The organism is Aquicoccus sp. (genome assembly GCF_041686535.1).
In the GTDB taxonomy this organism is placed as follows: domain Bacteria; phylum Pseudomonadota; class Alphaproteobacteria; order Rhodobacterales; family Rhodobacteraceae; genus Aquicoccus.
The window spans coordinates 20,802-45,698 of record NZ_JAWLDS010000008.1 but is presented as its reverse complement, the minus strand read 5'-3'; the positions used below and the strand labels follow the sequence as shown (position 1 = coordinate 45,698).

Genomic DNA, 24,897 nt, shown 5'->3' with positions numbered 1-24,897 from the left:
TGACTCGCCCTACACCGCTTGGCTTGCGCCACAGTTTTCGAATCCACGAATCCAGAAAGGTCGTTGACAGGTCTGCGCAAAACAGCATGATAAATGAATACTGAATCAGTAATCAGTTCGAAGTGAGGGAGGATCGGGTTTGGACGCAGGATGGTCTAGGGAGGACATGGCCTTCAGGCAGCAAGTGCGGGCGTTCACCAATGAGTGCTTGCCGGCCAATATTCGTGACAAGGTCATGTCGGGTCGCCCCTTGCAGCGTGACGACCACATGCATTGGCAGGATATCTTGGCGGCCAAGGGCTGGATCGCCGGTTTCTGGCCGAAACAGTTCGGAGGCTGCGACTGGTCACCTGCACAAAGCTATATCTTCCAGGAAGAGACCACCCGTGCCGGTGCGCCCTGGCTTTTGCCATTCGGCGTCAACTATGTCGGCCCGGTGATCTACACCTATGGCAGCGAAGAACAGAAGGCACGGCACTTGCCGGGTATCGTTTCGAACGAAGTATTCTGGTGCCAGGGCTATTCAGAGCCGGGCGCCGGGTCGGATCTGGCGAAATTGTCCACCCGCGCCGAGCGCGACGGCGACAGCTACGTGGTCAACGGGTCCAAGATCTGGACCTCGATGGCGCATTGGGCCGATTGGATCTTTGCGCTGGTGCGCACCGATCCCAAGGTCAAGCCACAGCGCGGGATTTCCTTCCTTCTGATCGACCTGAAGACTCCAGGCATATCCATCCGGCCGATCCGGTCGATCGAAGGGGCACATCACCTGAACCAGGTGTTTTTCGATAATGTCCGCGTCCCTGCGGAAAATCTTGTGGGTGAGGAAAACGCAGGCTGGACTTATGCCAAGTTCCTTCTCGGCCACGAGCGTGTCCTTTCTGCCGAGATTGGCAAGGCAAAGCGAATGCTGGACCGATTGCGTGCTGTCATGGCCGAGCGACACCTCGACGAGGATCCGCATTTCAGGACGCAGTTGAACAAGCTCGAAACCGATCTGCTGGCCTTGGAATGGACCACGCTGCGAATGCTGGACGCAGTGATGGACGGGTCCGCGCCCGGGTTCGAGGCCTCGATCCTCAAGCTCAGGGGATCAACCATCGTGCAATCCATAGCCGAATGCACGGTCGATGCGTTGGGTCCACAGGCCATTGCCTATGATATGGCGCGACTCGAAGCGGAGACGAACGATCCCGCGGCAGAGGCGTTGCGAAACATGGGGATCGTCTCCGAGTTTTTGTTCCAGCGTGCACCGACCATCTGGGGCGGGAGCAACGAGATTCAGCGAAATATCATTGCCAAGCACGCGCTTGGCCTGGGTTGAGGCAAGAGTCACGTGAAACTGAACCTGACCGACGAACAAACCATGCTTGCGCAGAGCGTTGCGCGGCTCGTGGCGGACAATTCCGATCGAACCCGACCCAATGGTGGCGCCGAAGCGCATCATGACCCCGACGACTGGCGCCAGATCGCCGAGTTGGGCTGGCTTTCGGCTGGCGTGAGCGAATCCGCCGGCGGATTTGGTGGGGCCCGCGAGATGGCGGTGGTCATCGAAGGCGCAGCATCCACGCCGTTGGCAGGGCGCCTGACGCCCGTTTTCGTGGCGCTCAACATGCTTGAAGAGAGCGGGGGGGCGCCGGACCTGCTGGCCGAAATCATGGCCGGACAAAAGTTGGCCTGTGGGCTGTTGCCAGAGATGGCAAGCGACCTTGAGGTCAGCCGAACGGGGTCCGATATTCGCCTGTCCGGGCGATTTCCGGCGGTTGCGATGGGCGATGCCGCGCAGGTGGTGGTGCTTGCGCTTGATGACATCACGGTTCTGATCGACGCAGATGCCGAGGGGATCGGCAAGCACGGTTTTCGCGCCATGGATGGCACCACCCAGGTTGACCTCGCACTCTCGGACATGGCCGTGCGCCCCGAGATGATCCTTGCTTCTGGTGATCCCGCGCGGACGGTGCAGGACAGGGCGCGCCTTTGTCATGCGGCAACGATGACGGCAGAATGCACCGGTCTATGCAAGTCGCTCTTCGACGCGACACTCACCTATGTCAAGCAGCGCGAGCAATTCGGACAGCCCATCGGCCGCTTCCAGGCACTGCAACATCGGCTGGCGGACATGTTCATCGCACTGGAGGAAATCCGCTCGCTCGCTCTTGCAACGGCCCGGGCGGCAGAGGAAGGCAACGCGCAGTCGCGCCCGCTTTCCCAGGCTGTGACGGGCAGTATAGACCGTGCCCTGCATATCGCGAAAGAGGCGATCCAGCTTCATGGCGGTGTCGGCATGACCGATGACCTGCCCTTGGGAGCAGGGCTCCGGCGGATCAAGATGTTGCAAGTCATGTTGGGCGGTGGCGAAACGCATCGGCAAACCCTGCTGAGCGCGAGTGGATGAACGAGACATTGGGAGGAGAGACATGGACAGGTTTGAAAAATACGAGACGATGACGTTCAAGCGCGACGGCCGGGTGCTGACCGTGACCTTGAACCTGCCGGAAACGCTGAACGCGGTGAATGCCAAGCTGCATTCGGAACTTTCCAGCGTGTTCGTCGATCTGAATGACGATCCGGACTCGGACGTGATCGTTCTGACAGGGGCGGGCCGCGCATTTTGCGCCGGGGGCGATGTGGACTGGATGCAGGACGCAATCGACGATCCCGCGCGCTTCGAGGTGACGGCGGTCGAGGCCAAGCGCATCATTTTCAGTCAGCTTGACATGGAAAAGCCTCTTATCTGCCGGATGAACGGTCATGCCATCGGCCTGGGCGCCACCATTGCACTGACCTGTGATGTCGTCGTTGCGGTGGACACGGCCAAGATCGGCGATCCGCATGTGTCGATCGGCCTTGTCGCAGGTGACGGTGGTGCGATCCTCTGGCCGCAGATGATCGGCTATTTGCGAGCCAAGGAATACCTGCTCACCGGCGATCCCATCCCGGCCGCCGAGGCGGCGCACATGGGCTTGATCAACCGCGCCGTGCCGGCCGACAAGCTTGACGAGGATGTCTACGCTCTCGCGCACCGTCTGGCATCTGGTGCACGCAAGGCAATCCGCTGGACAAAAGTGACGACCAATATCGGGCTCAAGCAACTGGCTCATTCCATCATGGATACCGGCGTTGCCTACGAGTCCATGTCGAACGTTTCGAAGGATCATCGCGAGGCGGTTGCCGCATTCCGCGAAAAGCGCAAACCCGTGTTCACGGGGGAATAGATCTGACCGCGAAGGTTGGATCACCATCTAGGGAGGAGACTGGAATGGCTAACAAGATGAACCGGCGTGCTTTGGTCAAGGGCATGGCAGTCGCGGGCATGGCAATGCCTTTTGTCAACCTGCGCAGCGCAGTGGCGCAATCGGGACCGATCAACATTGGTGTCGTGACCCCTTTGAGCGGCCCTGCGCAACTGATCGGCAATTTCGTGCGCGAAGGAGCGGAGATCGCGGTTGAACACGTCAATGCGAATGGCGGGATCAACGGACGCGAAGTTGCGCTGATGTTCCGAGATTCGAAGGCGAATCCCAACGACGCTTCCGTCGCCGCACGCGAACTGATCGGAGAGGGAGCCAACTTGCAGCTCGGCACCATCTCGAGTGCCGTGGCCTTGGCCATGGGGTCTCTCATGGAGAGCGAGGGTGGCGTTGTCATCACCTCGGGTGCGGGCACCGAAAAGCTCAATCACGAGAACTACAACTCGCATGTATTCCGCGTGGGCGACAGTCCGGTCAGCCGGAACGCAGGGTTGGTGCGGCATATCGCGACCAGCCGGCCCGAGTTGCGCAAATGGGGTGGCATCATCCCGGATCATGAATACGGGCGCACCACCTGGAAGATTTTCGAAGCGACCATGCGCAAGGTCATTCCGGAATTGACCGGAGAAGAGGCGGTGATTTCGGATCCGATCCTGGTCCCTTACGGGTCAGGCGACTATCGCAACTACATCGCGCAAGCGATGCGCCAGGATGTCGAAGGCATCTACACCTCGGTCTATGGGGGTGATGCGGTCACGCTCTATCAGCAAGCCAACCCATTCGGGCTCTTCGACAAGATCGACGTCCTGCTTGACTCTGCAAATGAGTTTCTCGTGGCGACCGCGATGAAGGAAGAAACGCCCGCGCACTGGTCAGGGTTCCATTGGTATTTCGAGGCCAACAAGGGCAATCCGCTTTCCGACAACCTGTATGAGCGTTACGTGGAAAGAACCGGAGACAAGTATCCGATGGGCTGGGCTGCCGAGGCCCATGCCGCGATACTGGCCTATGCGGGTGCTATCGAAAAGGCGGACAGCACCGAAAGCGGCGACGTCATCGCAGCGCTCAAGGGACTGAGCTTTGACAGCGCCACCGGGGTGCGCCACATTCGGGCCGAGGATAACCAAGCCATCAAGAATGCCGAACTGGCATTCATCGAGCCCTCGACCTCGGCACCCGACGGTTTTGAAGTGACTGACTATGTTTCGCTTGATGGTGAGAAGGTCATCGAGGCCGCGCGTCCCGGCCAGATGCTTGACACTGACGCCCTCTGAGCAGGGGATGCGAGAGTCCGGGCGGGGAATCTTTCCCCGCCCCTAGCCAACCGGAGCAAAATAGATGCTGTATGACATCGGCCTGACCGTGTTCAACGGGCTGGCCTGGGCCATGGCGACCTTTCTTGTCGCGGCCGGGCTGACCCTGATTTTCGGCATTCTGCACATACTTAACTTTGCTCATGGAGGGTTCTTCATGATCGGGGCATATGTGTCTTATTCGCTCATGACAGGCATGGGGGGATCCTTGCCGCTCTGGCTTTACCTCGTTGGTGCAATGCTGGCCGGTCTCGTCGTCGGACTTTTGGGTTGGGCGGTTGATGCACTGGTCTTTCGCCGTTTGCGCGACGTCGAGGACGCCTATTCGCTGATCGCCACTTATGCGTTGCTGCTGGTCTGCGGCGGAGCTGTCCAGTTGATCTGGGGATTGAACTACCTTGGTGTGATGCCGCCACCCGCGCTTAACTCGGTCGTGTTCGTGGGCAATGTATTCATGCCGACCTTTACCATCTTCATCATCTTGTGCGGGGTTTTGGCCTATATCGGGCTTGAGCTGTTCATTTCGCGCACCCAGCTGGGCCAGCTGATCCGCGTCGTCGCCGCCGATCCCTGGATGGCGCAGCTTCTTGGATTGAACGTCAAGCGGATCTACCTGATCACCGTGATCTTCAGTTTCGCGATGGCTGGTGTCGCCGGTGCGCTTTTGATGCCGAACCAGAGCCTTTCGCCGGAGCTGGGCGGGATCTTCCTTTTGCAGGCTTTTGGTGTGGTGATCGTCGGGGGCATGGGATCCATCCGAGGTGCGTTTCTGGGCGCTCTGTTGCTGGGGCTGATCGAAAGCTTTGGAACCTACTTCTTTCCGCAATACCCGGGAATTTTCTTCCTCTTGGCGCTTGCCATCATCCTCCTGGTCAAGCCGGAAGGCATCATGGGCAAGGAGCAGACCGCATGATCGATTATCGCGCAAGGTTTCGCACCAATCTCATGATCGCGGGATGCGGCCTCGCCGCCTTTGCCGTGGTGCCATTTGTAGCCAATAGCGGCTTGATGTTTCTCGCCGGCCTGGTTGCGATCAACATCGTTTTCGGTCTGTCCTGGAACCTGCTGTTCTCGGGCGCTGGGCTTCTCAGTTTTGGCCATGCGATGTTCTTCGGTGGCGGGGCCTATGCCATGGCAGTCGTTTCACTTCGCATGCCTGAAGTGCCCTTCGTCATAGGGCTGGCACTCGGCGCCGCCTGCGGTGGGCTCATCGCGCTGCTTTTCGGGATCATCGCCCTGAGGCGGGCGAGCGGTGTCTATTTCGCCGTTCTGACCCTCGCCTTTTCCGAGCTTGTCCACATCTTGATCACCAAAACCACCTTCTTGGGTCGCAATGACGGATTGGTCGGCATTCGCCGACCCGTTATCGACCTGGGTGTGTTCAGTATCGATCTGACAAGCGCGACCTCTTACTACTACTTCATCATTGTCGTGATGGCGCTGGTTGCAACGATGTTGTGGTGTTTTCAGAACTCGCCGGCAGGCCGTTTGATACAAGCCATTCGTCAAGACATGACCCGCACGGCATTTCTGGGTGTGCATGTCCAGGTCTGGCAACTGACAGCTTTCGTGCTTTCTGGCACCATCGCTGCCTTCTGCGGCGCAGTCATGGTGCCGTTTACCCAGATCGCGTCTCCTGAGATCGCATACTGGACCGTTTCGACGCAGCCCATTCTGTTCACGCTCCTGGGTGGGGCCGGATATTTTTGGGGTCCTGCTGTCGGGGCAATACTTTTCGGTGCAATCGACTTTGGAACGCGCACGATGCATGGCCTGTCCGAGATCACCGTCGGCATATTGCTATTGGCAGTCGTTCTCATGATCCCCGGTGGCCTTCTGGGACTGCTCAAGCGTCGACGAAAAAAGGCAAGGCGGATGGCAGAGGGGTCAAGTCCAGCCCAACATGAACAATCCGGAAAATCGGAGGCAGGCCAATGACACGGATCATGGAAGCCCGTGCGATCCATAAATCCTACGGGCTTGTCAAGGTGCTGGAAAACGTCGACTTCGATCTCGAAGATGGTGAGGCTCATGTGGTGATCGGGCCAAATGGCGCCGGCAAGACCACCCTCTTCCGCTGCCTGAGCGGTGAAACAAGGATCAATAGTGGCACGATCACATTGGCCGGGGAGGACGTAACTCAATTGGCCGGCTGGGAGCGGGTGCAGCGCGGAATCGGGCGTTCGTTCCAGGTGGCACGCATATTTCCGATGATGTCGGCATTCGAAAACCTGATCGTCGCGATCGAGACCCGCGAACGCAAGGACAAAGGGTTATGGTCGAGCTTCGGTCACATCGCACCACGCCGCGCAGTGATGGACGAGGCCGAGCGTCTGGTGCTTGAACTGGGACTTGAGGATACGCGCGACGAGTCTGCCGGCACCTTGTCGCATGGCGACAAGAAGCGGCTCGAACTTGCGATGAGCCTTGCACTGCGCCCTCAGATACTGATGCTCGATGAGCCGACGGCGGGCATGTCTCCGTCAGACAGGGCCGAGGCTGTTCGGCTGGTTGCGCAGGTGCGTGAGCGTTACGGGCTGACGCTCTTGCTGACCGAGCATGACATGGAGGTTGTTTTCGGTCTGGCGACGCGCCTCACGGTGCTGCACCACGGCGAAATAATCGCTTCGGGCGAGCCGCATGAGGTGCGCGCTGATGCACGTGTGAGGGAGGTCTATCTTGGCCAGCACTGAACCATTGTTGTCGGTCCGAGGATTGAATGCCTATTACGGCGGCAGCCATATCATCCAGGATGTAGAACTGGACGTGGCACCGGGCGAATGCGTCGCACTCTTGGGGCGTAATGGCGCAGGAAAATCCACGTTGATGAAGAGCCTGCTCGATGCTGGGCCGCGCGTTGTCGGCGAGGTTCGCTTTGACGGGGAGGATCTGGCGGATGTGCCCATTGATATGCGCACGAAACGTGGTCTGGTTCTCGTCCCTGAGGATCGTCGCATCTATCCCAACATCACTGTGGCTGAAAACATCGAGTTGGGCCGCCATGCGGCGCGCATCGGATCGGTTATCGCCAGCGACGAACTTTATGACCTCTTCCCCTTGCTGAAACCGCTCAAGCAGCGAGCAGGCTACCAACTCAGTGGCGGCCAACAGCAGATTGTCGCAGTGGCACGGGGATTGATGGGGGCACCACGCCTTCTCTTGCTGGATGAACCCGTAGAAGGTCTGGCACCGGTCGTTGTCGATGAAATGGCCGCGCATATCACGCGCATCCGCGAAACACGCGACTTGGCGTTGCTGATTGCCGAGCAGAACCTGAGTTTTGCACGCCGTGTGAGCGACAGGGTCATTCTGATCGATAGCGGCCGTATCGTTTTCGATGGGAACTGGGAGGATTTCGATGCCGATCCGCAACTCAAGGAGCGTTATCTTGCCGTCTGAAAGACTATCCCCAGCGCAGGGGTCCTGGCCGCTGCGGTTCGAGCCCGGTGAGCGCACCGCGCGCCGTGCGGCCGGCGAATGGCCGGGACTGACCCTGGCAGGCGTCGCGACAAGGATGGCACAAGACCATCCCGACGACATCGCCGTGATGGATGAATGCGGCGCTCTGGATTATGCGACATGCCTGAGGCGGGCGACGGACATGGCGCGCGGGCTATACGAGATCGGGCTTCACCCGGGCGACACCGTCAGCTTCCAGCTTCCCAACTGGACTGAAGCGGTGATCCTGAACGTGGCGTGCGCCTTGGGCGGATTTGTCATCAATCCCGTCATACCGATCTATCGGCAGGCGGAACTGACCTTCATCCTGGCTGATTGTCGCGCGCGGATTGCCTTTATTCCCGAGCGCTGGCGCGGAGTGGATTACGGCGCGATTTACGAGGAGCTTCGCGCGGACCTGCCGGGATTGAAGGCTGTCGCCACGGTGCGGGGTGCCGGGGAATTGACGTTTGAGGACATCGAGGCGCGCGGCAGGGATGCCCACCATGCGTTACAAGCTGCCGATCCCGATGACGCAAAGCTTATCATCTATACCTCGGGCACCACGGGCCAACCCAAAGGTGTGCTCTATTCGCACAATCAATCCCGTCGCCCGCTCAGCCAAAGCTTCGAGACATGGGGATTGAAAGCAGGCGATACCCTGTTGATGCCAAGTCCCGTGACACATGTGACCGGGTATTCCTACGGAATGGAAATGCCGTTTCAATTCGGGACACGGACCATTCTGATGGAACGCTGGGACGCGGCGGAGGCGCTGGCGATTTCGCGTCGCGAACAGGTCGATTTCATGATCGGTGCCACGCCCTTTCTTGCCGAGTTGGCAAGCGAGGCGGAAAAGTTCGGAGAGCGCCTGCCCAGCCTGCGAATCTATGCGTGTGGCGGTGCAGCCGTGCCACCTGCTCTGATCGACCGGGCCAACAGGTTGTTTGAAAACTGTCGTGCCTTCCGGGTGTTTGGAAGCTCGGAATGCCCCATGGTGACCCAAGGGTGCCTGGATGATCCCGACCGAGCGGCCCGCAGCGACGGTCGAGTCAACGACTGGGAGGTCAAAATCGTCGACGACGAAGATCAACCCCTTCCGCCAGGCATCGAAGGTGAGATTCTTGCACGGGGTCCATCGCTGTTTCGCGGCTATACCGATCCGGAGGCAACGAAGGAAGCTTTTGATTCACAAGGTTATTTTCGTACTGGTGATCTTGGGATCCTCACGGCCGATGGTGTCTTGACCGTGACGGGACGCAAGAAGGATATCATCATACGCGGCGGCGAGAACCTGAGTGCCAAGGAGATCGAGGATGCGCTGCACACGCATCCGGCCATCAAGGAAGCGGCCGTCGTTTCGATGCCGCATGATCGTCTGGGCGAGGGTGTATGCGCTTACGTGATCCCTGCAACCTCGGCGCCGATGCCGAGTGTCGCGCAATTGGTCGATTTCCTGAAGCAATATGGATTGGCACGCCAGAAATGCCCGGACCGGATCGAAGCAGTGAACGATCTGCCCCGCACCGCCTCGGGCAAGGTGCAAAAACACATCTTGCGGAACATGATCCGCGAGAAGTTGCGCGGCGAGGCCGGGAACCCGAGTTAAAACGGCACAACTCCTGGCCTCGCCTTGTCCACGAATTGTTTCGTCGGATAGTGTGACAGGGATTCTGAAAACGAATGAAGGTTCACATGGCGAAACGGGAAAAAAAGGCGGCGACACGCAATGCCATTCTTGACGCGGCGGCGGTCGTCGTCGGGCGACATGGCTATGGCAAGGCGTCGATCGGTCGAATTGCCGAAGAGGCGGGCGTGGCACATGGCCTTATCTATCTCTATTTCCAAAACCAGCAGGACCTGTTTGACCAGTTGCTGCCACATGTCGGTGAAGCCATGTTACGCTTCATCGCCGATGCGACCATGGACGCCAAGACTCTTGCGGAACGTGAGAGAAAGGGCCTCGACGCAAACTTCGAGTACCTTCAGCACAACCCGGCACTGCACCGGATCTTGAATGAGGCGGCGTTTTTCGCTCCCAAGGCCCACCAGCAGTATCTGCGCCGCATGGCCGGCGGATACACACGATCGCTTCAGCGCGGATGGGATGCAAACGAGATAAGTGGATTTGACGAAAGCGAGCTTGAGGTCATCGCCTACATGATGATCGGCGCGCGCGAATACCTGCTCGAGCGCTATGCCGTCAGTGGACATGAGATCACCGACCTGCCGCCTGACGTCAAGAAGACCTACCTGAGAATGGTCGCGCGAAGCCTGGGTCTGGATAGCAGCATGATGCTCCCGGCAGCCAAAGAATCGGCCTCGACCTCCTGAGATTCACGCCATGCACAGCCCGTTATCAGAAACTTCTCGGTCCGGAACGGATTCGCCTCCCGGATCGGACGGGCTGGACTGGGAAGAGAACGTTCCATCCTTGCTCGCGCGACAGGCGCGGGACAGGGGAACGGCCCTTGCATTGTCGGCGATGTCACAGGGGCTGGGCCGGCATCGGTTGACTTATTCGGAACTGCACGGGGCGGCCGGAGCCGCCGCCGCATGGCTGCGGCAAAGCGGGCTCAAGGCCGGCGACCGCCTCGGAATCTATCTGACAAATGACTGGGCGCTGGAGTGTTTTGTCGCGGCCCTCGGGGCGCTGACGCTCGGTGCGGTCGCGGTGCCGTTGAACACGCGCAGTGCGGCACCTGAGCTCGGGCACGCCATTGCCCTGACAACCCCACGCCTTGTGCTTTGCGACGCATCGGGTCACGAACGCCTGATCGAGGGCTGTCAGGTGGCGTGCCGGGCCGAGCCGGATTTCGACGACGCAATGCCGATCATCCTTGACCCGGCCCCGCTTGCCAACCCGACAGCTCAGGAGGCGACTCCCATAATCGAACAGCAACCGTCGGTCGATGCGCTGGGTTGCCTGCTGTTCACTTCGGGCACAACGGCGCGGGCCAAAGCGGTCATGCACACCCACCGCACGATGATCGCGACTGGCCGCTGCACCGGGGCAGCGTTGGGCCTGCGTTCCGATGACATATACCAGGGCGCATTTCCCTTTTTCACGAGTTCGGCCCTGAACCTGGCGGGCATGTCCTGCTGGGTCGCGGGGGCTGGCCTTGTCATTGAGGGACAGATCGGCAACGAGGCCAGACTCGATCTTGTCCGCGATGAGGGGACGACCCTTTACCATGGTGTGCCCTCGATCCTGAATTTCATGACCCAGGCTCATGATCCTGCGCGCCACGATCTGACGGGGCTGCGCATGGTCGCAAATGGCGGCGCGAGCATGCCCGTGGAGTTGACGGAACGCATTGCGCATCTATGGCCCTGGGTGCAGCAGGTGCAGATTTACGGCATGACCGAAAGCGGCCCGGCGGGGACCGTCCTGCCGCCCGAGCGTATGCAGCAAAAGGCGGGCTCTGTCGGACGCGCGATGGAGGGCATGACCATCGAGATTCTCGATGATGACGCACAGCCCCTTGCAACGGGGGAATTGGGCGAGATAGCGCTTTCCGGTGCGCCCGTGGCCGTCGGTTACTTCAGAAACCCCGATGCGACCGAGAACAGCTTTCACGGGCGGCGCATCCGAACAGGCGATGTCGGTCGTTTGGATCCCGATGGCTACTTGTGGTTTGGTGATCGCAAGAAGGACCTGATAAATCGTGGTGGTCTCAAGATTGCCTCTGTTGCAGTGGAAACCGTGCTATATCGCCATCCTGATGTGCTCGAGGCGGCGGTCGTCGCGGTCCCGCACCCGGATCTGGGAGAGGATGTCGCGGCTGTTGTGACGTTACGCCCGGGCGCGACGCCCGAGGGTATTTCCGTCGGGTTGAAGGAGCTGTGCCGGAATGCGTTGGCCGATTACGAGGTGCCACGCAACATTTTCATTTGCGAAAACCTGCCTCGCAATCCGATGGGCAAGATATTGAAGGGTGAGCTGCGCCGGAACCTCCAGAAATGCCTGAATCGAGATGGCACGTAGAGCTGGCGCCCCGATCATGCACCGGCAATGGGATGTCTGGCGTCAACAGACCGAACCGTGTCGCCAAAGCCGACAGGCACGCGAAGCGCGGTCCGCAGAGGTTGCCAGCATGGGGTCTGTTGCGGTCATTTCGTGCGACAGAGCGTGTGGATCACCCCGATTTCATCCGCGAACTCGGCGTTTCCCGGCAGGTAGGGCATCGGCGCGCTGACTTGCAGCCGCTGCCAGAGGCCGTCGTCCTCCAACCGGTCGATCATGTCGGCAAAGCTGCGCTCTTTCCACAGATCCGTGCGCTGGGTGAAGGCGACAACGCCGCCGGGTCGCACGGCCCGACACATCTCGCGCAGCAACGGTTCGGCGTCGGCAATGTAGGTCAACACCCCGACCGAGACGGCGATGTCCTGGACGTCGTCGTCCACCGGCAATGGCGTCACCTGAAGATCATGCCTCACAAGCCGCTCATACATTCCGTGGCCCTCGGCCTGTTTCAGCGACGCCGCGGAGATGTCGACCCCGGTCAGGATCACCTCGGCCCGCCGCCGCAACGCCCGACCGAGCAGCCCCGTGCCACAGCCGACATCGAGCACCCGCACGCCGTCCCCGAGATAGGGCGCGAGCAGATCCGCCGCATCCTCGGGGGCGCGGTATTGCCATGTCTCCAGCGTGGCGTCATAGCCGTCCGCCCAGTCGTCATAATATGCCTCGACGGCCCGGGCGTCGGTAGAGCCCTGCCGCAGCGATTCAAGCCTGCCTTTCCCGGAGTCCTTGTTCATCATTGCCTTTCCCTTCCTGCCCCTGCGGCGCACCCGCGCACAGGGTTGATCTGAAGGCGAACCTAACCGGGCGGGACCGGTGAAGGCAAGTCGCTGCCCCGGCTTCGATCCTGGTCGCGTCCAAGAGGGGATTGCCGCGCTGCAAGGGCGATACTCCCCCAGACCGCACTGCGCAGCGCCATGGCAAAGACCGTGCGGGCGTCGTAGGCCCCGCCCCGTCCGACATGCAGGCCAAAGGCTGCGAACACCAGGAGCGTCGCCATGAAGATTGCAAGCGAGAGGGCAAAGGCCCACCCCTGTCCCAGCCAGAGGCCGATGCCCGCGACGACATAGGCCATCCCGGCGACCGTGTTGAACCACAGCACGAACGGCACGACAGCCCCCATGTCGAGCGAGCCTAGAAGCGTCGTGCCGCCGGATGCGACGGTCAGGACGCCGAACGCGATGGCAACACCGCCCTCGATGCTGGGAACCAGGTGCGACCTAGTCATGTGAAATGCCCTGCTCTCCATGCATCAACGCCAACTGGACGTCCAGCAGCCGCAGACCCTCGTCGACGAGCGCGAAGCCGCGCGCGCCCAGAGTCCAGCGGATCGCGACGCCCTGCACCAGCGATGTCAGCAGGACCGCGACATCCTCCGCACTCGACTCGCGACGCAAGCTGCCGGCCGCCTGAAGTTCGCCGATCGCTGCGACAAGGCGTGACTGGAAACAGCCCAGAAGCCCGCGAAACACGTCGCGCAATGCCGGATTATCCACCTGCAGCTCGCGCGAGAAGAGGATTGATGGCACGGCCGGCGTTTCCGAGATCGCAGTCAGTTGCGCAGCGATCAGCGCCCTGAGACGTGCCTCCGGCGCGACGGCCTCGGCCTCCGCACTGGCCCAGGCCTCGCGCAGGCGCTCCGCGATGCCCTCTGCGACGGCCAGCCAGAGCGCGCCCTTGGTCGGAAAATGCCGGAAGATCGCAGGTTGGCTTATGCCGATGGCGCGCGCAACATCCGCGGTGCTGAGGCGATCGGGGCCGATCTCGTCGGCCAGCCGCAGCACCTCGCCAACGATTTGCGCCTTTCGATCCGCTGCTCTTTGCCGCGTCGCCATGATGTATCCCCTTGTAAGTTATCGCTCACTAACATAACATCTCGACAACCGCAATCGCGACTCGCGACCGACGCAAAGGATACATGATGCTCGGCAGACCTGTTTACACCGGCCATTGCGATCTGCTGGTCACACCGCGCTGGCCCGTTCTCGCACACGTCGCGCAGCAATGCCTCGATGTCGGCGGCCTGGAACCGCATCGCCGATGGGCTGGAGACCGGAGTCGAGCCGCTTCTACTGGTCCATGTGGCGCGCGTCGCGCTCTATCACCCGTTTGTCCCGCTCGGTGGCATGCCGACGCGGATGCGCCAGACACAGGGGTGATATGATGCGCCTGTCCCCCCTCCTCGCCCTGCCGCCAATCGCTCTGGGAATTGCTGTGGCGGTCTGGATGATCGCCTCGGCCCCCGGCCCCGCGCAGGACGAGAGCGGCGTACCTGCCCTGCCCGTCCGCGTGGAGACCGTCGCGGCCGAAGATCTCCGCCCCACCGCCGTTGCCTGGGGCAACCTGCGCGCCGCCGACACGTGGGTCGCCGTGAGCGAAGTGCAAGGCGAAGTGATCTGGCGCCACCCCGATCTGGAGCCGGGCCGGCTGATCGCTGCTGGAACCGAGGTTCTACGCATCGACCCGGCAGATTACGAACTGTCGCTGGCCCAGTCGCGGGCGGACCTTGCGGCCCTGTCCGCAGAACGCGACCAACTCGAGGCGGAGGCAGACAACACAAGGCGTATCCTTGCGATCGAGCAGGACCGGCTTCGGCTGGCCGAGGCGGACCTGGAGCGGACGCGCACGCTCGTCAGGCAGGGGAACGTGCCACAATCCCGCGCCGACGAGGCCGAGCGTGCCACGCTTCTTGCCCGCCGCACGGTGGCGGAACTGGAGAACACGTTGGCGCTGATCAAGCCGCGCGAGGCGCGCATCACGGCCCAGGTTGCACGGAGCGAAGCCGCCATTGCGGGTGCACGGCGGTCGCTTGCACGGACCACGCTCTCTACGCCCTTCGACCTTCGCGTGACCGAAGTGAGCGCCGAACGGTTCCAGACCATCGCTCCCGGTCAGGTCATCATCCGTGGTGACGGCATCGATGCCGCCGAGGTCGTGGCGCATCTGCCGATCGACAGCTTTCGCCGCCTTGTCGGCACCATCCCCTCGGGCATGACGCTGGCCGACCTGATGCGCGATGGTCCGTTCTCCCGGATCGACGTGACCCTGAGCCCGCTGTCGGACCCGAAACAGACATGGACCGCGCGCGTCAGCCGGATCGAGGGCGGGCTCGATGCCCGCGCCCGCACCGTTCCCGTCGTCGTGGAGGTCGAAGATCCGTATGAGGGCGCGGACCCGCCCCGGCGCTTGCCACTTGTCCCGAACATGCAGGTCGGACTGACCTTTGAAGGCACGACACTGAAGGATGTGATCTCGATCCCGGAAGCTGCGCTGCATGCCGGCATGATCCGGGTCGTTGGCGCCGATGATTTGCTGGACCTGCGGCCCGTCACCCCGGCCTTTGCCCAGGACGGGCGCGTCGTCATCACCGAGGGGCTGTCGCCGGGCGATCGCGTGGTGCTCGACGACATCGCCCCGGCGATCCCCGGCATGCCGCTGAACCCTGTCGAGGCATCGGAATGATCCGCTGGTTCACCGGCCACCCGACCGCGGGCAACCTGCTATTGCTGCTGTTATTGGCTGGCGGGATATTCTCCGCGCCTGGCCTGTTGCGCGAGACATTTCCCGATTTCCGCGCGGTCGAGGCCGAAATCACCGTGCCTTATCGCGGGGCTGCTGCAGAAGACGTGGAAGGCGCGATCTGTGCGCCGCTCTGGGATGGGGTGCAGGGTGTCGAGGGGCTGGAGACCTTCAACTGTACCGCGCAAAGCGGCCGTGCACTCGCCGTCGCAACCATGGCGCCGGGCAATGACGCGCTGCGCTTCGTCAATTCGCTGCGCACCGAGGTCGCGGGTGTGGACAGCTTTCCCGACCGTGCCGATCCGGCCATCGTGCGCGAACTGCACCGCTCCGACCCGGTCACATCCATTGCCATATCGGGCGACATGCCATTGGGCGAACTCGACCTTTACGCCGACGCCCTCTCCGACCGCCTTTCGGCGCTGCCGGGCGTGGCGAACGTCATCCGCAGCGGGTTGGGCACCCGGACGCTGTCGATCACGGCAGACAGCGCCGAACTTGACAGCCACGGCCTGACCCCGTCCACCCTGGCCGCTGCGATCTCCGCCCAGAACATCGACCTGCCCGTCGGCACGCTCGAGGGGGAAGGCGCCGATCTCACACTGCGCTTCACCGCCGAGCGGGATACCGCCACCACGCTCGCCGCAATTCCGATAATGGTCCGGTCGAATGGCGCGACCCTGACCCTCGGCGACGTGGCCGATATCGAGCAACGCTTCGAGCCGTCCCATGACCGCGCCTTCGTCGACGATACGCCGGCGATCCTGATCGACGTGGCCAAGGCACTGGATGCCGACGCGTTGCGCGTGCTTGACGCTGTCGCTGCGCTTGTGACCGAAGAAACCGAGCGTTTGCCCGAAGCGATCACGGTGGAAGTGGTGCAGGACGTCACCTCGATCATCCGCGACAGGCTCTTTATGCTGGTCCAGAACGGTGCGATCGGCCTCGTGCTGGTCGTCGCCGTGATGAGCCTCTTCTTCCGCCCAGGCTTCGCGATCTGGGCTGCGATGGGCCTGCCCGTGGCCTTTGCCGGCGCCTTTGTCTGGATGGCGCTGACGGGGCTCAGCCTGAACATGATGACACTCGTCGCACTCCTGATGGCGATCGGGATCGTGATGGACGATTCCATCGTGATCGCGGACTCCATCGCAGTGCATGCCGCAAAAGGGGCTTCGGTGGACACCGTGACCGCGGGTGTCGTCGCCGTGGCGCCCGGCGTCCTCTCGTCCTTTCTGACAACGCTCGCGGTCTTCCTGCCGCTGGCCTTCCTCGCCGGAGAACTGGGCGCCGTGCTCGAAGTTCTGCCGGTCGTCCTGCTCTCCGCGCTTGCCGCCTCGCTGATCGAGGCCTTCTTCATCCTGCCCCACCACCTGAAAGGCGGGATGAAGGAAACCGCGCCCTCGCGCTTTCGCCGCCGCTTCGACGCGGGCTTTGACACACTACGCGAAGGGATGGGCGGTCTGGCCGATGCCGCGATCCGCTGGCGCTGGCTGGTCGCGGGGCTGGCCATCGGTGCCTTGATCCTGACCGTCGGCGCCTTGGGCGGCGGCGTGGTCAAGCGCGAGGCGATGCCCGAGATCGACGGCGACGTGCTGGAAGCGCGGCTGCTCCTGCCCGCGGGGACACCGCTGGCGCGCACGACCGAGGCGGTCGCGCAGGTCGAAGAGGCGCTTGACCGCGTGAACGCCCGCCTCACGCCTAAGCAACCCGAGGCGCAACCGCTGGTGATCCGCCGCATCACCCGCATGGGCCGCAACCGGTCGGCAGGCGAAACCGGCGCCCATGTCGCCACCGTCGCGGTCGATCTTCTGGGTGCCGAGACCCGGACCAGCACGCTCGATGATATCGTCTCGCTCTGGCGCGAGGAAATCGGGCCCCTGCCCGGCGTCACCTCGCTGATCCTGACGGAGCCGGGTATCGGGCCGCAGGGCATTGCCGTGGAGCTGCGCCTGACCCATCCTGACCTCGCCGCTTTGGAAGAGGCGGGCCGCGTCACGCTCGCAGAACTGGAAACCTATGCCGGCGTGCGCAACGCGATTCTCGACCTGCGCCCCGGCGCACCCGAACTGCGGCTGAGCCTGTCGAAGGGGGCCGAGGCTCTCGGTCTGACCGCCACGGATGTCGCAAGCCAATTGCGCGCGGCCTTTCTTGGCACACAGCTTGCCGAGATCAGGCGCGGCGACCTGGCCTGGGACCTGGAGGTCCGGCTGTCCGACACAGACCGGGTCGCCCGTGCCGACCTGAGCGCCTTCGAGATCGCCTTGCCCGGCGACGACACCGCCCCGCTTTCCAGTATCGCAGAGATCACCGAGGCGCGCGGCTGGGGCAGCATCACAAGGCGCGATGGGCTGCGCACGCTGACCGTCTCGGCAGATGTCGATGGGCGGATCGGCAATGCCGACGCCATCACCGCCCGAATGACAGAAGGCTTCCTCCCCGACCTGGCCATCGCCAGTCCGGGCCTCGGCTTCGAGATTGGCGGGCAGGCCGCGAACTCGGCAGAGACGGTCGCGTCGATCCTGCGCGGCTTCCTGATCGGGCTGGTCGGCATCTATCTGATCCTCAGTTTCCAGTTTCGCAGTTATGTCGAACCCTTCATCGTGATGATCACCATCCCGTTGGCCTTTCTGGGCGTCATCTGGGGGCACGTCCTGATGGGCTACAACATCTCGATGCCGTCCTTGGTCGGCGCCGCGTCACTCGCCGGAATCGTCGTGAACAATGCGATACTGCTGGTTGGGGTCATCAATTCCCGCCGCGCCGACGGGTCGTCGGCCAGCAAAGCCGCCGGAGAGGCCGTGCGCGCCCGCTTCCGCCCGATCTTCGTGTCCGTCTCGACCACCATCATGGGCATGGGCCCCCTGCTACTGGAAGCCTCGACCCAGGCCCAGACACTGAAACCGCTGGTTATCTCGGTTGTTTTCGGCCTGCTCGCCGCCACGGTGCTGATCCTTGTCGTGCTGCCGGCGTTCTACGCGGCCCTGGAGGATATCCGGCGAGGGGGTCGCCATTCTTAGCCACAGCGCCGCTATCACAGCGTTTTGCCGCGCCCGTCCGAAAGAACGGCGGCGCTGTCGCGCGTCATGATGTTCGAAAGTGCGCTCAGACCAATTCCCGGAACGCCAACGTGGGGGACCTGGAGTATCCGCCGCGATCAGGCAACTCGCGCCCTGGCATTCGACGCTTCCTGGAAACGGAAACTGGTTGGACACTGATGTTGGCGGACCCAAGAGGATTCGAACCTCTGGCCTCTGCCTTCGGAGGGCAGCGCTCTATCCAGCTGAGCTATGGGTCCAACTGGTGCTTCTATAGCTTCGACGCACCCGGGTCGCAATCCGGAATCTCGGATTCGTGCTGAAGATTCCAGACAGTACAAGGAGATTTGCCCGGATCACTACCGCCGCGGTCGGATTGCGGGAAGGATACGCGATGACGGCCTCGCTTCAGCCCAGTGGTCAATCGACGGGCGCGCCAAATGGCAACATTACAAGCCGACCCGCTCGGTGTGTGAGCGTAGCGTGCCGGGCGCCCGGATCAGGGTCGAAGACCACGCCGGCCGCCCGACACATGTCGATCAATCCTCGACGACGTTGCCGTACTTGTCATAGACCGGCTCTTCCACCACGACCGGAGCAGGTTCTTCCTGCTGGGCGCAAGCGGCAAGAAAACCGACGGTGACAAGAGCGGCTGCAAATTTTGTAAACTTCATGGTTTCATCCTCTTCTGAGCAGATAATCACAGGTTAACCGGCAGCTTTACGCTTGTCACGCGATTCGGCGACCATGAACAACGACGTGCGCGCATCCGGGCGTCTCACGCTTCTTTCACAAGCGCCGAACCGCGTTATCCCAGCAGATCATGCGCCAGTTCCAGCGCCTCGACCAGCCGGTCAACCTCTTGTCTGGTGTTGTAAAGCCCGAACGAGGCCCGGCATGTCGCACTCACCCCGAGGTGGTCCATCAAGGGGTCTGCGCAATGACGGCCCGCGCGCACCGCGACGCCCTTCTTGTCGAGAATGGTCGAGATGTCATGCGCATGGGCCGCACCTTCCATGTTGAAGGAAAAGATCGCCGCCTTGCCCGGCGCGGTCCCCTGAAGCCCCAGCCAATTGAGACCCTTGAGCCGTTCACCCGCATAGGCAGCCAGGTCCGCCTCGTGCGCGGCCACGTTCTCCATCCCGAGCGCCATCAGGTATTCGAGCGCCACGCCCATCCCGATCTGCTGGACGATACCGGGCGTGCCGGCCTCGAACTTCATCGGCGGATCATTATAGATCACCTCGTCCCGGCTGACTTCCTTGATCATGTCGCCGCCGCCGATAAAGGGGCGCATCTCCTCCATGCGCTCGCGCCGGATATAGATCGCCCCCGACCCGGACGGCCCATAGAGCTTGTGCCCGGTCACGGGATAGAAATCGCACCCGATCTCGTCGAGATCGACCGGCAGATGCACCGCGCCCTGGCTGCCATCGACGAGCACCGGCACGCCTTTTTCCCGGGCTGCGTCACAGATCGCCTTCACATCAACAACGGTTCCTAAAACATTGGAAACATGGGTAATCGCGACAAGTTTCGTTTTCGGCCCGATCGCGTCGATCATCTTTTGCGGGTCCAGCGCCCCGGTCGCGTCCACGTCCACCCATTTCAGCACCACGCCTTGGCGCTCACGCAGGAAATGCCAGGGCACGATATTGGCGTGATGCTCCATCACCGACAGCACGACCTCGTCGCCCGCCTCCATCCGCGGCGCCGCCCATCCATAGGCGACAAGGTTGATCCCCTCGGTGGTGCCGCTGGTGAACACGATCTCGCGTTCGTCCCGCACGCCCAGGAAACGCGCGACGATGCCCCGCACGCCCTCGTATTTCTCGGTCGCAAGGTTGGAAAGATAGTGCAGCCCCCTGTGAACATTCGAGTATTCATGTGAATAGGCTTGTGTCACCGCGTCGATCACGCATCGCGGCTTTTGCGCACTGGCGCCATTATCGAGATAGGTGAGCGGCTTGCCGTTCACCTCGCGCGAGAGGATCGGAAAATCGGCCCGGACCCGTTCGACGTCAAACATTTCAAATGCCCCCTTCGGCCGTTGCCCCGATCAGGAGCAGAAAGAACATGAGACCTATCAACAACAGGAAGAAGCTGAGGATCATCACACCGACGGCGCGCATCGGGCTGCCAAAGCCATGCGCATTGTCAATAAATGCCACCAGGATGAACAGCATCCAGACGCTTGCCACGAGCCCGGCGAGTTGTGAGACCCCCGGCAGAACGAGCGCCAGAATGGTCAGCGAGACCTGAAGCCCCACCTGCACCAGCTCGATCCAGGTCATCACGGCGAGCATGTCACCCAGGTCCGCCCGGCCACCCAGCACCCGACCCGCCCAAAGCAGCACGAAGACCGAGATCACCAGCCCACCCACGACAAAGATCGCCAACAGCCCCGGCGACAGGAATGCCGGCGGCAATGCCTCGGCGGCCTCGGGCGAGGGCGGAAACAGCTGCATGTTGACCGAAACGACGAGTGCGTTGAGCACCGCCGCAAGGATGACCGCCATCCAAAGCACTTCGTTCGCCACAGAACGTCGAATCGCAAGGACCGTCGCCGCAGCCTTGTTCGGGGCCAGAAATGTCTTTCTGACAAGGTCTTGAAAGTCGATCTTCATGTTCCCCTCCAGCCCGCGGCCATACCTGATACCCAAAACCACAAAAACACCGCGAACCACAAGGCCCCAACAAGCGTGAGGCCCGGCCCAGGGCCGACAAATCCGGCCACCAGGCCGTTGAGCAGAAAGAGCGGGGTGGAGGCCAGCAGCGACCAGAAAAGCGCCAGGCGTGCGTCATAGGGCGAAGCCCGCGACCCGAGCGCCCGCGCCACCAGCCAGGCAACAAGGCCCAGCCCGTAGAACAGCAGCGGCGCGATGAAGAGCCAGCCCATCAAGGCCCCGCCCAGCAGTTCAGCAAGGCTCTGATCCGCCAGATGCGCCTCGCGCGCAAGCCGCGGCCACTGGGCGACGAACACGATGACACAGGCCCCCATCAGCACGGCGAGCGCGCGATCCTCGCGCGGCCCGGCGGACAGGTGCCGGCGCACCACCCGTCGCGGGTCGCGATAGGTGGCCGCTATATCGCCCAGAACAGACATCAGCCGCGCCTGCGCGCCAGCCACCCTTCCAGCCGCCCGGTGATCTCTTCGGCCAGTCGCTCATCCTCGATCTCTTCCACCGCCTCGGCCAGGAAGGCCAGTGTCATCAGGTCGGTCGCGGGCCCCTCCTCGATCCCGCGCGAACGCAGGTAGAAAAGCCCCTCCTCGTCGATCGCCCCCGAAGTCGAGCCGTGCGAACAGGCCACGTCATCGGCATAGATTTCCAGCTCGGGTTTGGCCAGGAACTGGCTGTCATCGTCGAGCAGCAAGGATTGCGATTTCTGATAGCCATCGGTCTTCTGCGCGCCCGGCTGGACGAGGATCTTGCCCTGGAACACGCCGGTCGCACCGTTGCGCAGCACCTTCTTGAACACCTGGCGGCTTTCGCAGGCGACCGCGTCATGGGTGATGAACACCGTGTCGTCATGCAGGAAATCGCCGTCGCCGAGGCAGGCGCCCGCGACATGCGCCACGGCATCGTCCCCGGTGAACTCGACCACGCATTCATTGCGCGTGAGCATGCCATTCACCGTGAGGGTAAAGCTCTTGAACACCGATTCGGCGCCGAGCCGTGCAAATATATGCGTTGCCGCCCGGCGCTGATGGTCGCGGCCCTGCGCGCGCACATGGTGGAACGCCGCGCCATCGGCCACATCGACCTCAAGCACCTTGTTGAACCGCGCCGCCGCCGGTCCGTTTTCCAGAAGGGTCAGGTCGGCGCCTTTCTCAAGCCGCACAACATGATGCAACATCGCGTCGGAAGCCTCTGATTCATGGCGATAAATCAGGCTCACGGGCTTTTGCGCCCGATCCGTCACCCGGATCAGGACGCCATCATCGGCAAAGCCGGTATTGAAGGCTGCCAAGGGGCGTTCCACCGGGCTTTGCCCGCGCGCCTCGAGCACGCCAAAGATCTCGCGCGCCCAGTGGATGTCGGCCTTTGCCGCATCCGCCAGCCGCTCGATCTCGACCCCGGCAAGGTCGAGCGGATCGGACTCCGCCGCGCTGAACACGCCGTCGACGAACACGATCTTGAGACGGTCGATCCCACCAAAGACCGGCGCCTCGTCATGCGCAAGGACGTCGGCCACCGGCGCCTCTTGCTGGATCAGCGTGTCGGGCCGCGTGAACTTCCAGTATTCGTCACGCCGGGCCGGGAGTCCCATCTCGCGCAGGCGGGCCAGCGCCGACTGACGCGCTTCGGTCGCCCACACGCCGCCTTGAGGCAGGGAAAGACCCTGCAACCGCTCTTCGGTCGCGGCCAGCTTGGCCTGTTTCAGTTGCGCCCGTTTCGATTGGATCGGAGCATTCATGCCGGCACCTCTGCCATGATACCGGCATAACCGTCGCGCTCGACCTCCTGGGCAAGCTCGGGGCCACCGCTTTTCACGATCCGACCGTCGGCCATGATATGCACCACGTCGGGGACGATATGATCGAGCAGGCGTTGATAGTGGGTGATGACAAGGAACCCGCGCCCGGCATCGCGCAGCGCGTTCACCCCGTCCGAGACGAGCTTCATCGCATCCACGTCAAGCCCGCTGTCGGTCTCGTCGAGAATGCACATCTTCGGCTCGAGCATCGCCATCTGCAAGATCTCGTTGCGCTTCTTCTCCCCGCCCGAAAAGCCCACATTCACCGGCCGCTTGAGCATCTCGGCGTCGATCTTGAGCTCCTTTGCCTTGGCGCGGATCAGCTTGAGGAAATCGGTCGCGTTCATCTCCTCCTTGCCGCGCGCCTTGCGCTGCGCGTTCACGGCGGTGCGCAGGAAGGTCATGTTGCCCACGCCGGGAATTTCGACCGGGTACTGGAACGCCAGGAAAAGCCCCAGCGCCGCGCGCTCCTCGGGTTCGAGATCGAGTAGGTCCTCACCGTCGAGCGTCGCGCTCCCATCGGTCACGACATAACCCTCGCGGCCCGACAGGACATAGGACAGCGTCGATTTGCCCGAGCCGTTGGGCCCCATGATCGCATGGACGCTGCCCGGCTCGACCGTCAGGTCGACGCCCTTCAGGATCTCCTTGTCCTCTTCTTCAAGTTTGACCTTCAAACCCTTGATTTCCAACATGTCGCCTTCCTTTCCTTGTCACATGCCAAAACCGCCGCCCAAGGGCAGCGGTCCGGTGCATCCGGTTGTTTCAAATGAAGATTTCAGCCCAGCTTGAAGCGTGCGCCCCGAAACTCGAGCGTATTGGGTTCCGTCGTTTCGCGAATCTCGCTGACCCATTGCGGCGAGAAGACCTTGGCCCATTCGCCGGGGGCCATGTGCACCAGGTTGTGCATCGCCGTCATGGCCAGCGCGATGCCGATGACCGAGGCCAGCAGATGACGCTTGCGCATGAGGTTGAACACGATCGCCAGCAGCAACACCATCCCCACGGCCAGACCCACCTGGGCGGCCATCTCGTAATCCGGCTGCGCGAATTCTTCGGGCAGGCCGCCATAACGAAAGATCGCCAGCCGCGCCACGATCAGCGAAAGCGCCCCCAGAATCAGGGCGAACGGTACTGTGAGGAACCCGGTCGTCTTGCGCCGTGATACCCGGTGTTCGGTTTCGGGTTTCAAGCCATCGGCGGCGTTGAACACCTGCGCGCGCCCGGCGCCCCTCTTCTCGATGCGCTTCAACCGATCCTGGAAATCGGAATGTCCCCGTGCGACCGCCATGGTTAACCGCCATGCTTTGTTTCACCCACAAGGCGATAAGTGGCTGCCAATTGAGGCACCCCCGTGGCAAGACCGTGCAATTCTGCGGCCAATCGCACCGGGCAACGGGATATGCGTGCCTTGAACTCATCTCGCGGGCACCAGTCGCAGGATCAGGCCGGCCAGAAGCCGGCCGGCCACAACGCCCAGCACGACCGCGACAACGGGGTTGAGCTGATCGGCCCGATTGACCTGGACCCAGACCATGCCCAGAAACCCGCCCAGCACCGGCAGCGCATAGGGCAGCCAGGTCAGAACCCTGTCCCGCATGTTCATGTCGCCCTGCTCTGCCAAGACGCACTCCCCTTTCCTTTATCCATCTCGCGGATCATCGGGATTTCACCATTTTCTGATAGGCCGTGAGCAACCAGAAGATGACAGAGGCCACAATCACCTTGACCCCGGTCTCGACGGCCGAAAACTCGCGCTGCCACCAATAATCACCCAGAAGTGACAGAACGAAAAAAAGCACCGCGAAAATCAACGCCCCGCGCCGGGACGCCACGAG

At 62.2% G+C, this 24,897-nt stretch carries 26 protein-coding genes and 1 tRNA gene; 14 read left to right on the top strand and 13 right to left on the bottom strand.

Going from position 1 to position 24,897, the window contains the following annotated elements; translation table 11 throughout:
• The first annotated feature begins 166 nt into the window (after positions 1-166).
• The 11 genes from ACESL9_RS03495 to ACESL9_RS03445 all read left to right on the top strand — a co-directional run bounded on the left by ACESL9_RS03495 (position 167) and on the right by ACESL9_RS03445 (position 11,990).
• The gene (locus ACESL9_RS03495) at positions 167-1,324 is read left to right on the top strand and encodes an acyl-CoA dehydrogenase family protein (protein ID WP_372674510.1); all 1,158 of its coding nucleotides are present in this window, start codon (positions 167-169) and stop codon (positions 1,322-1,324) included.
• Positions 1,325-1,336: 12 nt separating this feature from the next.
• Entirely contained in the window at positions 1,337-2,395 is a 1,059-nt protein-coding gene (locus tag ACESL9_RS03490; protein WP_372612978.1) for an acyl-CoA dehydrogenase family protein, read from the top strand.
• A 22-nt stretch (positions 2,396-2,417) separates the two neighbouring features.
• The gene (locus tag ACESL9_RS03485) at positions 2,418-3,215 is read left to right on the top strand and encodes an enoyl-CoA hydratase/isomerase family protein (protein ID WP_372612980.1); all 798 of its coding nucleotides are present in this window, start codon (positions 2,418-2,420) and stop codon (positions 3,213-3,215) included.
• A gap of 44 nt (positions 3,216-3,259) precedes the next feature.
• Positions 3,260-4,525, top strand: a complete 1,266-nt coding sequence (locus ACESL9_RS03480; RefSeq protein ID WP_372612982.1) for an ABC transporter substrate-binding protein — start codon at positions 3,260-3,262, stop codon at positions 4,523-4,525.
• Positions 4,526-4,589: 64 nt separating this feature from the next.
• A complete protein-coding gene (locus tag ACESL9_RS03475) occupies positions 4,590-5,477 on the top strand; it encodes a branched-chain amino acid ABC transporter permease (protein WP_372612984.1) in 888 nt (295 codons plus the stop codon).
• Entirely contained in the window at positions 5,474-6,502 is a 1,029-nt protein-coding gene (locus ACESL9_RS03470; protein ID WP_372612986.1) for a branched-chain amino acid ABC transporter permease, read from the top strand. The genes ACESL9_RS03475 and ACESL9_RS03470 overlap by 4 nt, the downstream gene beginning before the upstream one ends.
• Positions 6,499-7,257 carry an ABC transporter ATP-binding protein gene (locus tag ACESL9_RS03465; RefSeq protein ID WP_372612987.1) on the top strand — a complete coding sequence of 253 codons (759 nt, stop codon included), beginning with the start codon at positions 6,499-6,501 and terminating at the stop codon, positions 7,255-7,257. The genes ACESL9_RS03470 and ACESL9_RS03465 overlap by 4 nt, the downstream gene beginning before the upstream one ends.
• A complete protein-coding gene (locus tag ACESL9_RS03460) occupies positions 7,244-7,963 on the top strand; it encodes an ABC transporter ATP-binding protein (protein WP_372612989.1) in 720 nt (239 codons plus the stop codon). The genes ACESL9_RS03465 and ACESL9_RS03460 overlap by 14 nt, the downstream gene beginning before the upstream one ends.
• Positions 7,923-9,611 (top strand): AMP-binding protein, encoded by a 1,689-nt coding sequence (locus ACESL9_RS03455; protein ID WP_372612991.1) that lies wholly within the window; start codon positions 7,923-7,925, stop codon positions 9,609-9,611. Before ACESL9_RS03460 ends, ACESL9_RS03455 begins: the two co-directional genes overlap by 41 nt.
• 86 nt (positions 9,612-9,697) lie before the next feature.
• Entirely contained in the window at positions 9,698-10,336 is a 639-nt protein-coding gene (locus tag ACESL9_RS03450; protein WP_372612993.1) for a TetR/AcrR family transcriptional regulator, read from the top strand.
• A 10-nt stretch (positions 10,337-10,346) separates the two neighbouring features.
• On the top strand, positions 10,347-11,990 hold the full coding sequence (locus ACESL9_RS03445; RefSeq protein WP_372674509.1) for a class I adenylate-forming enzyme family protein: 1,644 nt from the start codon (positions 10,347-10,349) through the stop codon (positions 11,988-11,990).
• A 125-nt stretch (positions 11,991-12,115) separates the two neighbouring features.
• Here the strand turns inward: ACESL9_RS03445 and ACESL9_RS03440 are convergent, their stop codons facing one another.
• From ACESL9_RS03440 to ACESL9_RS03430, 3 genes are all read right to left on the bottom strand, one after another.
• Positions 12,116-12,763 carry a class I SAM-dependent DNA methyltransferase gene (locus tag ACESL9_RS03440; protein ID WP_372674507.1) on the bottom strand — a complete coding sequence of 216 codons (648 nt, stop codon included), beginning with the start codon at positions 12,761-12,763 and terminating at the stop codon, positions 12,116-12,118.
• 62 nt (positions 12,764-12,825) lie between these two features.
• Positions 12,826-13,254 (bottom strand): hypothetical protein, encoded by a 429-nt coding sequence (locus tag ACESL9_RS03435; protein ID WP_372674506.1) that lies wholly within the window; start codon positions 13,252-13,254, stop codon positions 12,826-12,828.
• Positions 13,247-13,861, bottom strand: coding sequence for a TetR/AcrR family transcriptional regulator (locus ACESL9_RS03430; protein WP_372613001.1), 615 nt, complete (start codon positions 13,859-13,861; stop codon positions 13,247-13,249). Before ACESL9_RS03430 ends, ACESL9_RS03435 begins: the two co-directional genes overlap by 8 nt.
• Positions 13,862-14,038: 177 nt before the next feature.
• On the opposite strand from ACESL9_RS03430, the gene ACESL9_RS03425 reads away from it, so the two are divergent.
• Genes ACESL9_RS03425 through ACESL9_RS03415 form a run of 3 tightly spaced genes read left to right on the top strand, consistent with a single transcriptional unit; the run spans position 14,039 to position 18,562 of the window.
• The gene (locus tag ACESL9_RS03425) at positions 14,039-14,185 is read left to right on the top strand and encodes a hypothetical protein (protein ID WP_372613003.1); all 147 of its coding nucleotides are present in this window, start codon (positions 14,039-14,041) and stop codon (positions 14,183-14,185) included.
• A gap of 4 nt (positions 14,186-14,189) precedes the next feature.
• Positions 14,190-15,488: an efflux RND transporter periplasmic adaptor subunit gene (locus ACESL9_RS03420; protein ID WP_372613005.1), complete on the top strand. Its 1,299-nt coding sequence runs from the start codon at positions 14,190-14,192 to the stop codon at positions 15,486-15,488.
• The gene (locus ACESL9_RS03415; protein WP_372674505.1) at positions 15,485-18,562 is read left to right on the top strand and encodes an efflux RND transporter permease subunit; all 3,078 of its coding nucleotides are present in this window, start codon (positions 15,485-15,487) and stop codon (positions 18,560-18,562) included. Before ACESL9_RS03420 ends, ACESL9_RS03415 begins: the two co-directional genes overlap by 4 nt.
• 201 nt (positions 18,563-18,763) lie before the next feature.
• Here ACESL9_RS03415 and ACESL9_RS03410 read toward each other — a convergent pair.
• The 10 genes from ACESL9_RS03410 to ACESL9_RS03365 all read right to left on the bottom strand — a co-directional run bounded on the left by ACESL9_RS03410 (position 18,764) and on the right by ACESL9_RS03365 (position 24,894).
• Positions 18,764-18,840, bottom strand: a tRNA-Arg gene (locus ACESL9_RS03410).
• A 279-nt stretch (positions 18,841-19,119) separates the two neighbouring features.
• Positions 19,120-19,254, bottom strand: a complete 135-nt coding sequence (locus ACESL9_RS03405; RefSeq protein WP_372613009.1) for a hypothetical protein — start codon at positions 19,252-19,254, stop codon at positions 19,120-19,122.
• A 134-nt stretch (positions 19,255-19,388) separates the two neighbouring features.
• Entirely contained in the window at positions 19,389-20,609 is a 1,221-nt protein-coding gene (locus ACESL9_RS03400) for a cysteine desulfurase (RefSeq protein WP_372674504.1), read from the bottom strand.
• 1 nt (position 20,610) lies between these two features.
• Entirely contained in the window at positions 20,611-21,207 is a 597-nt protein-coding gene (locus ACESL9_RS03395) for a Yip1 family protein (protein ID WP_372613013.1), read from the bottom strand.
• Positions 21,204-21,686: a YIP1 family protein gene (locus ACESL9_RS03390; protein WP_372613015.1), complete on the bottom strand. Its 483-nt coding sequence runs from the start codon at positions 21,684-21,686 to the stop codon at positions 21,204-21,206. Before ACESL9_RS03390 ends, ACESL9_RS03395 begins: the two co-directional genes overlap by 4 nt.
• A complete protein-coding gene (locus ACESL9_RS03385) occupies positions 21,686-22,999 on the bottom strand; it encodes a SufB/SufD family protein (protein WP_372613017.1) in 1,314 nt (437 codons plus the stop codon). Before ACESL9_RS03385 ends, ACESL9_RS03390 begins: the two co-directional genes overlap by 1 nt.
• Positions 22,996-23,754, bottom strand: a complete 759-nt coding sequence (sufC, locus tag ACESL9_RS03380) for a Fe-S cluster assembly ATPase SufC (protein ID WP_372613019.1) — start codon at positions 23,752-23,754, stop codon at positions 22,996-22,998. The genes ACESL9_RS03385 and sufC overlap by 4 nt, the downstream gene beginning before the upstream one ends.
• Before the next feature lie 83 nt (positions 23,755-23,837).
• Complete coding sequence (locus ACESL9_RS03375; protein ID WP_372613021.1) at positions 23,838-24,350, bottom strand: hypothetical protein; 513 nt, start codon at positions 24,348-24,350, stop codon at positions 23,838-23,840.
• Positions 24,351-24,476: 126 nt separating this feature from the next.
• Positions 24,477-24,683 carry a hypothetical protein gene (locus ACESL9_RS03370; RefSeq protein ID WP_372613023.1) on the bottom strand — a complete coding sequence of 69 codons (207 nt, stop codon included), beginning with the start codon at positions 24,681-24,683 and terminating at the stop codon, positions 24,477-24,479.
• Between the two features lie 34 nt (positions 24,684-24,717).
• Complete coding sequence (locus ACESL9_RS03365) at positions 24,718-24,894, bottom strand: hypothetical protein (RefSeq protein ID WP_372613025.1); 177 nt, start codon at positions 24,892-24,894, stop codon at positions 24,718-24,720.
• Between the last annotated feature and the right edge of the window lie 3 nt (positions 24,895-24,897).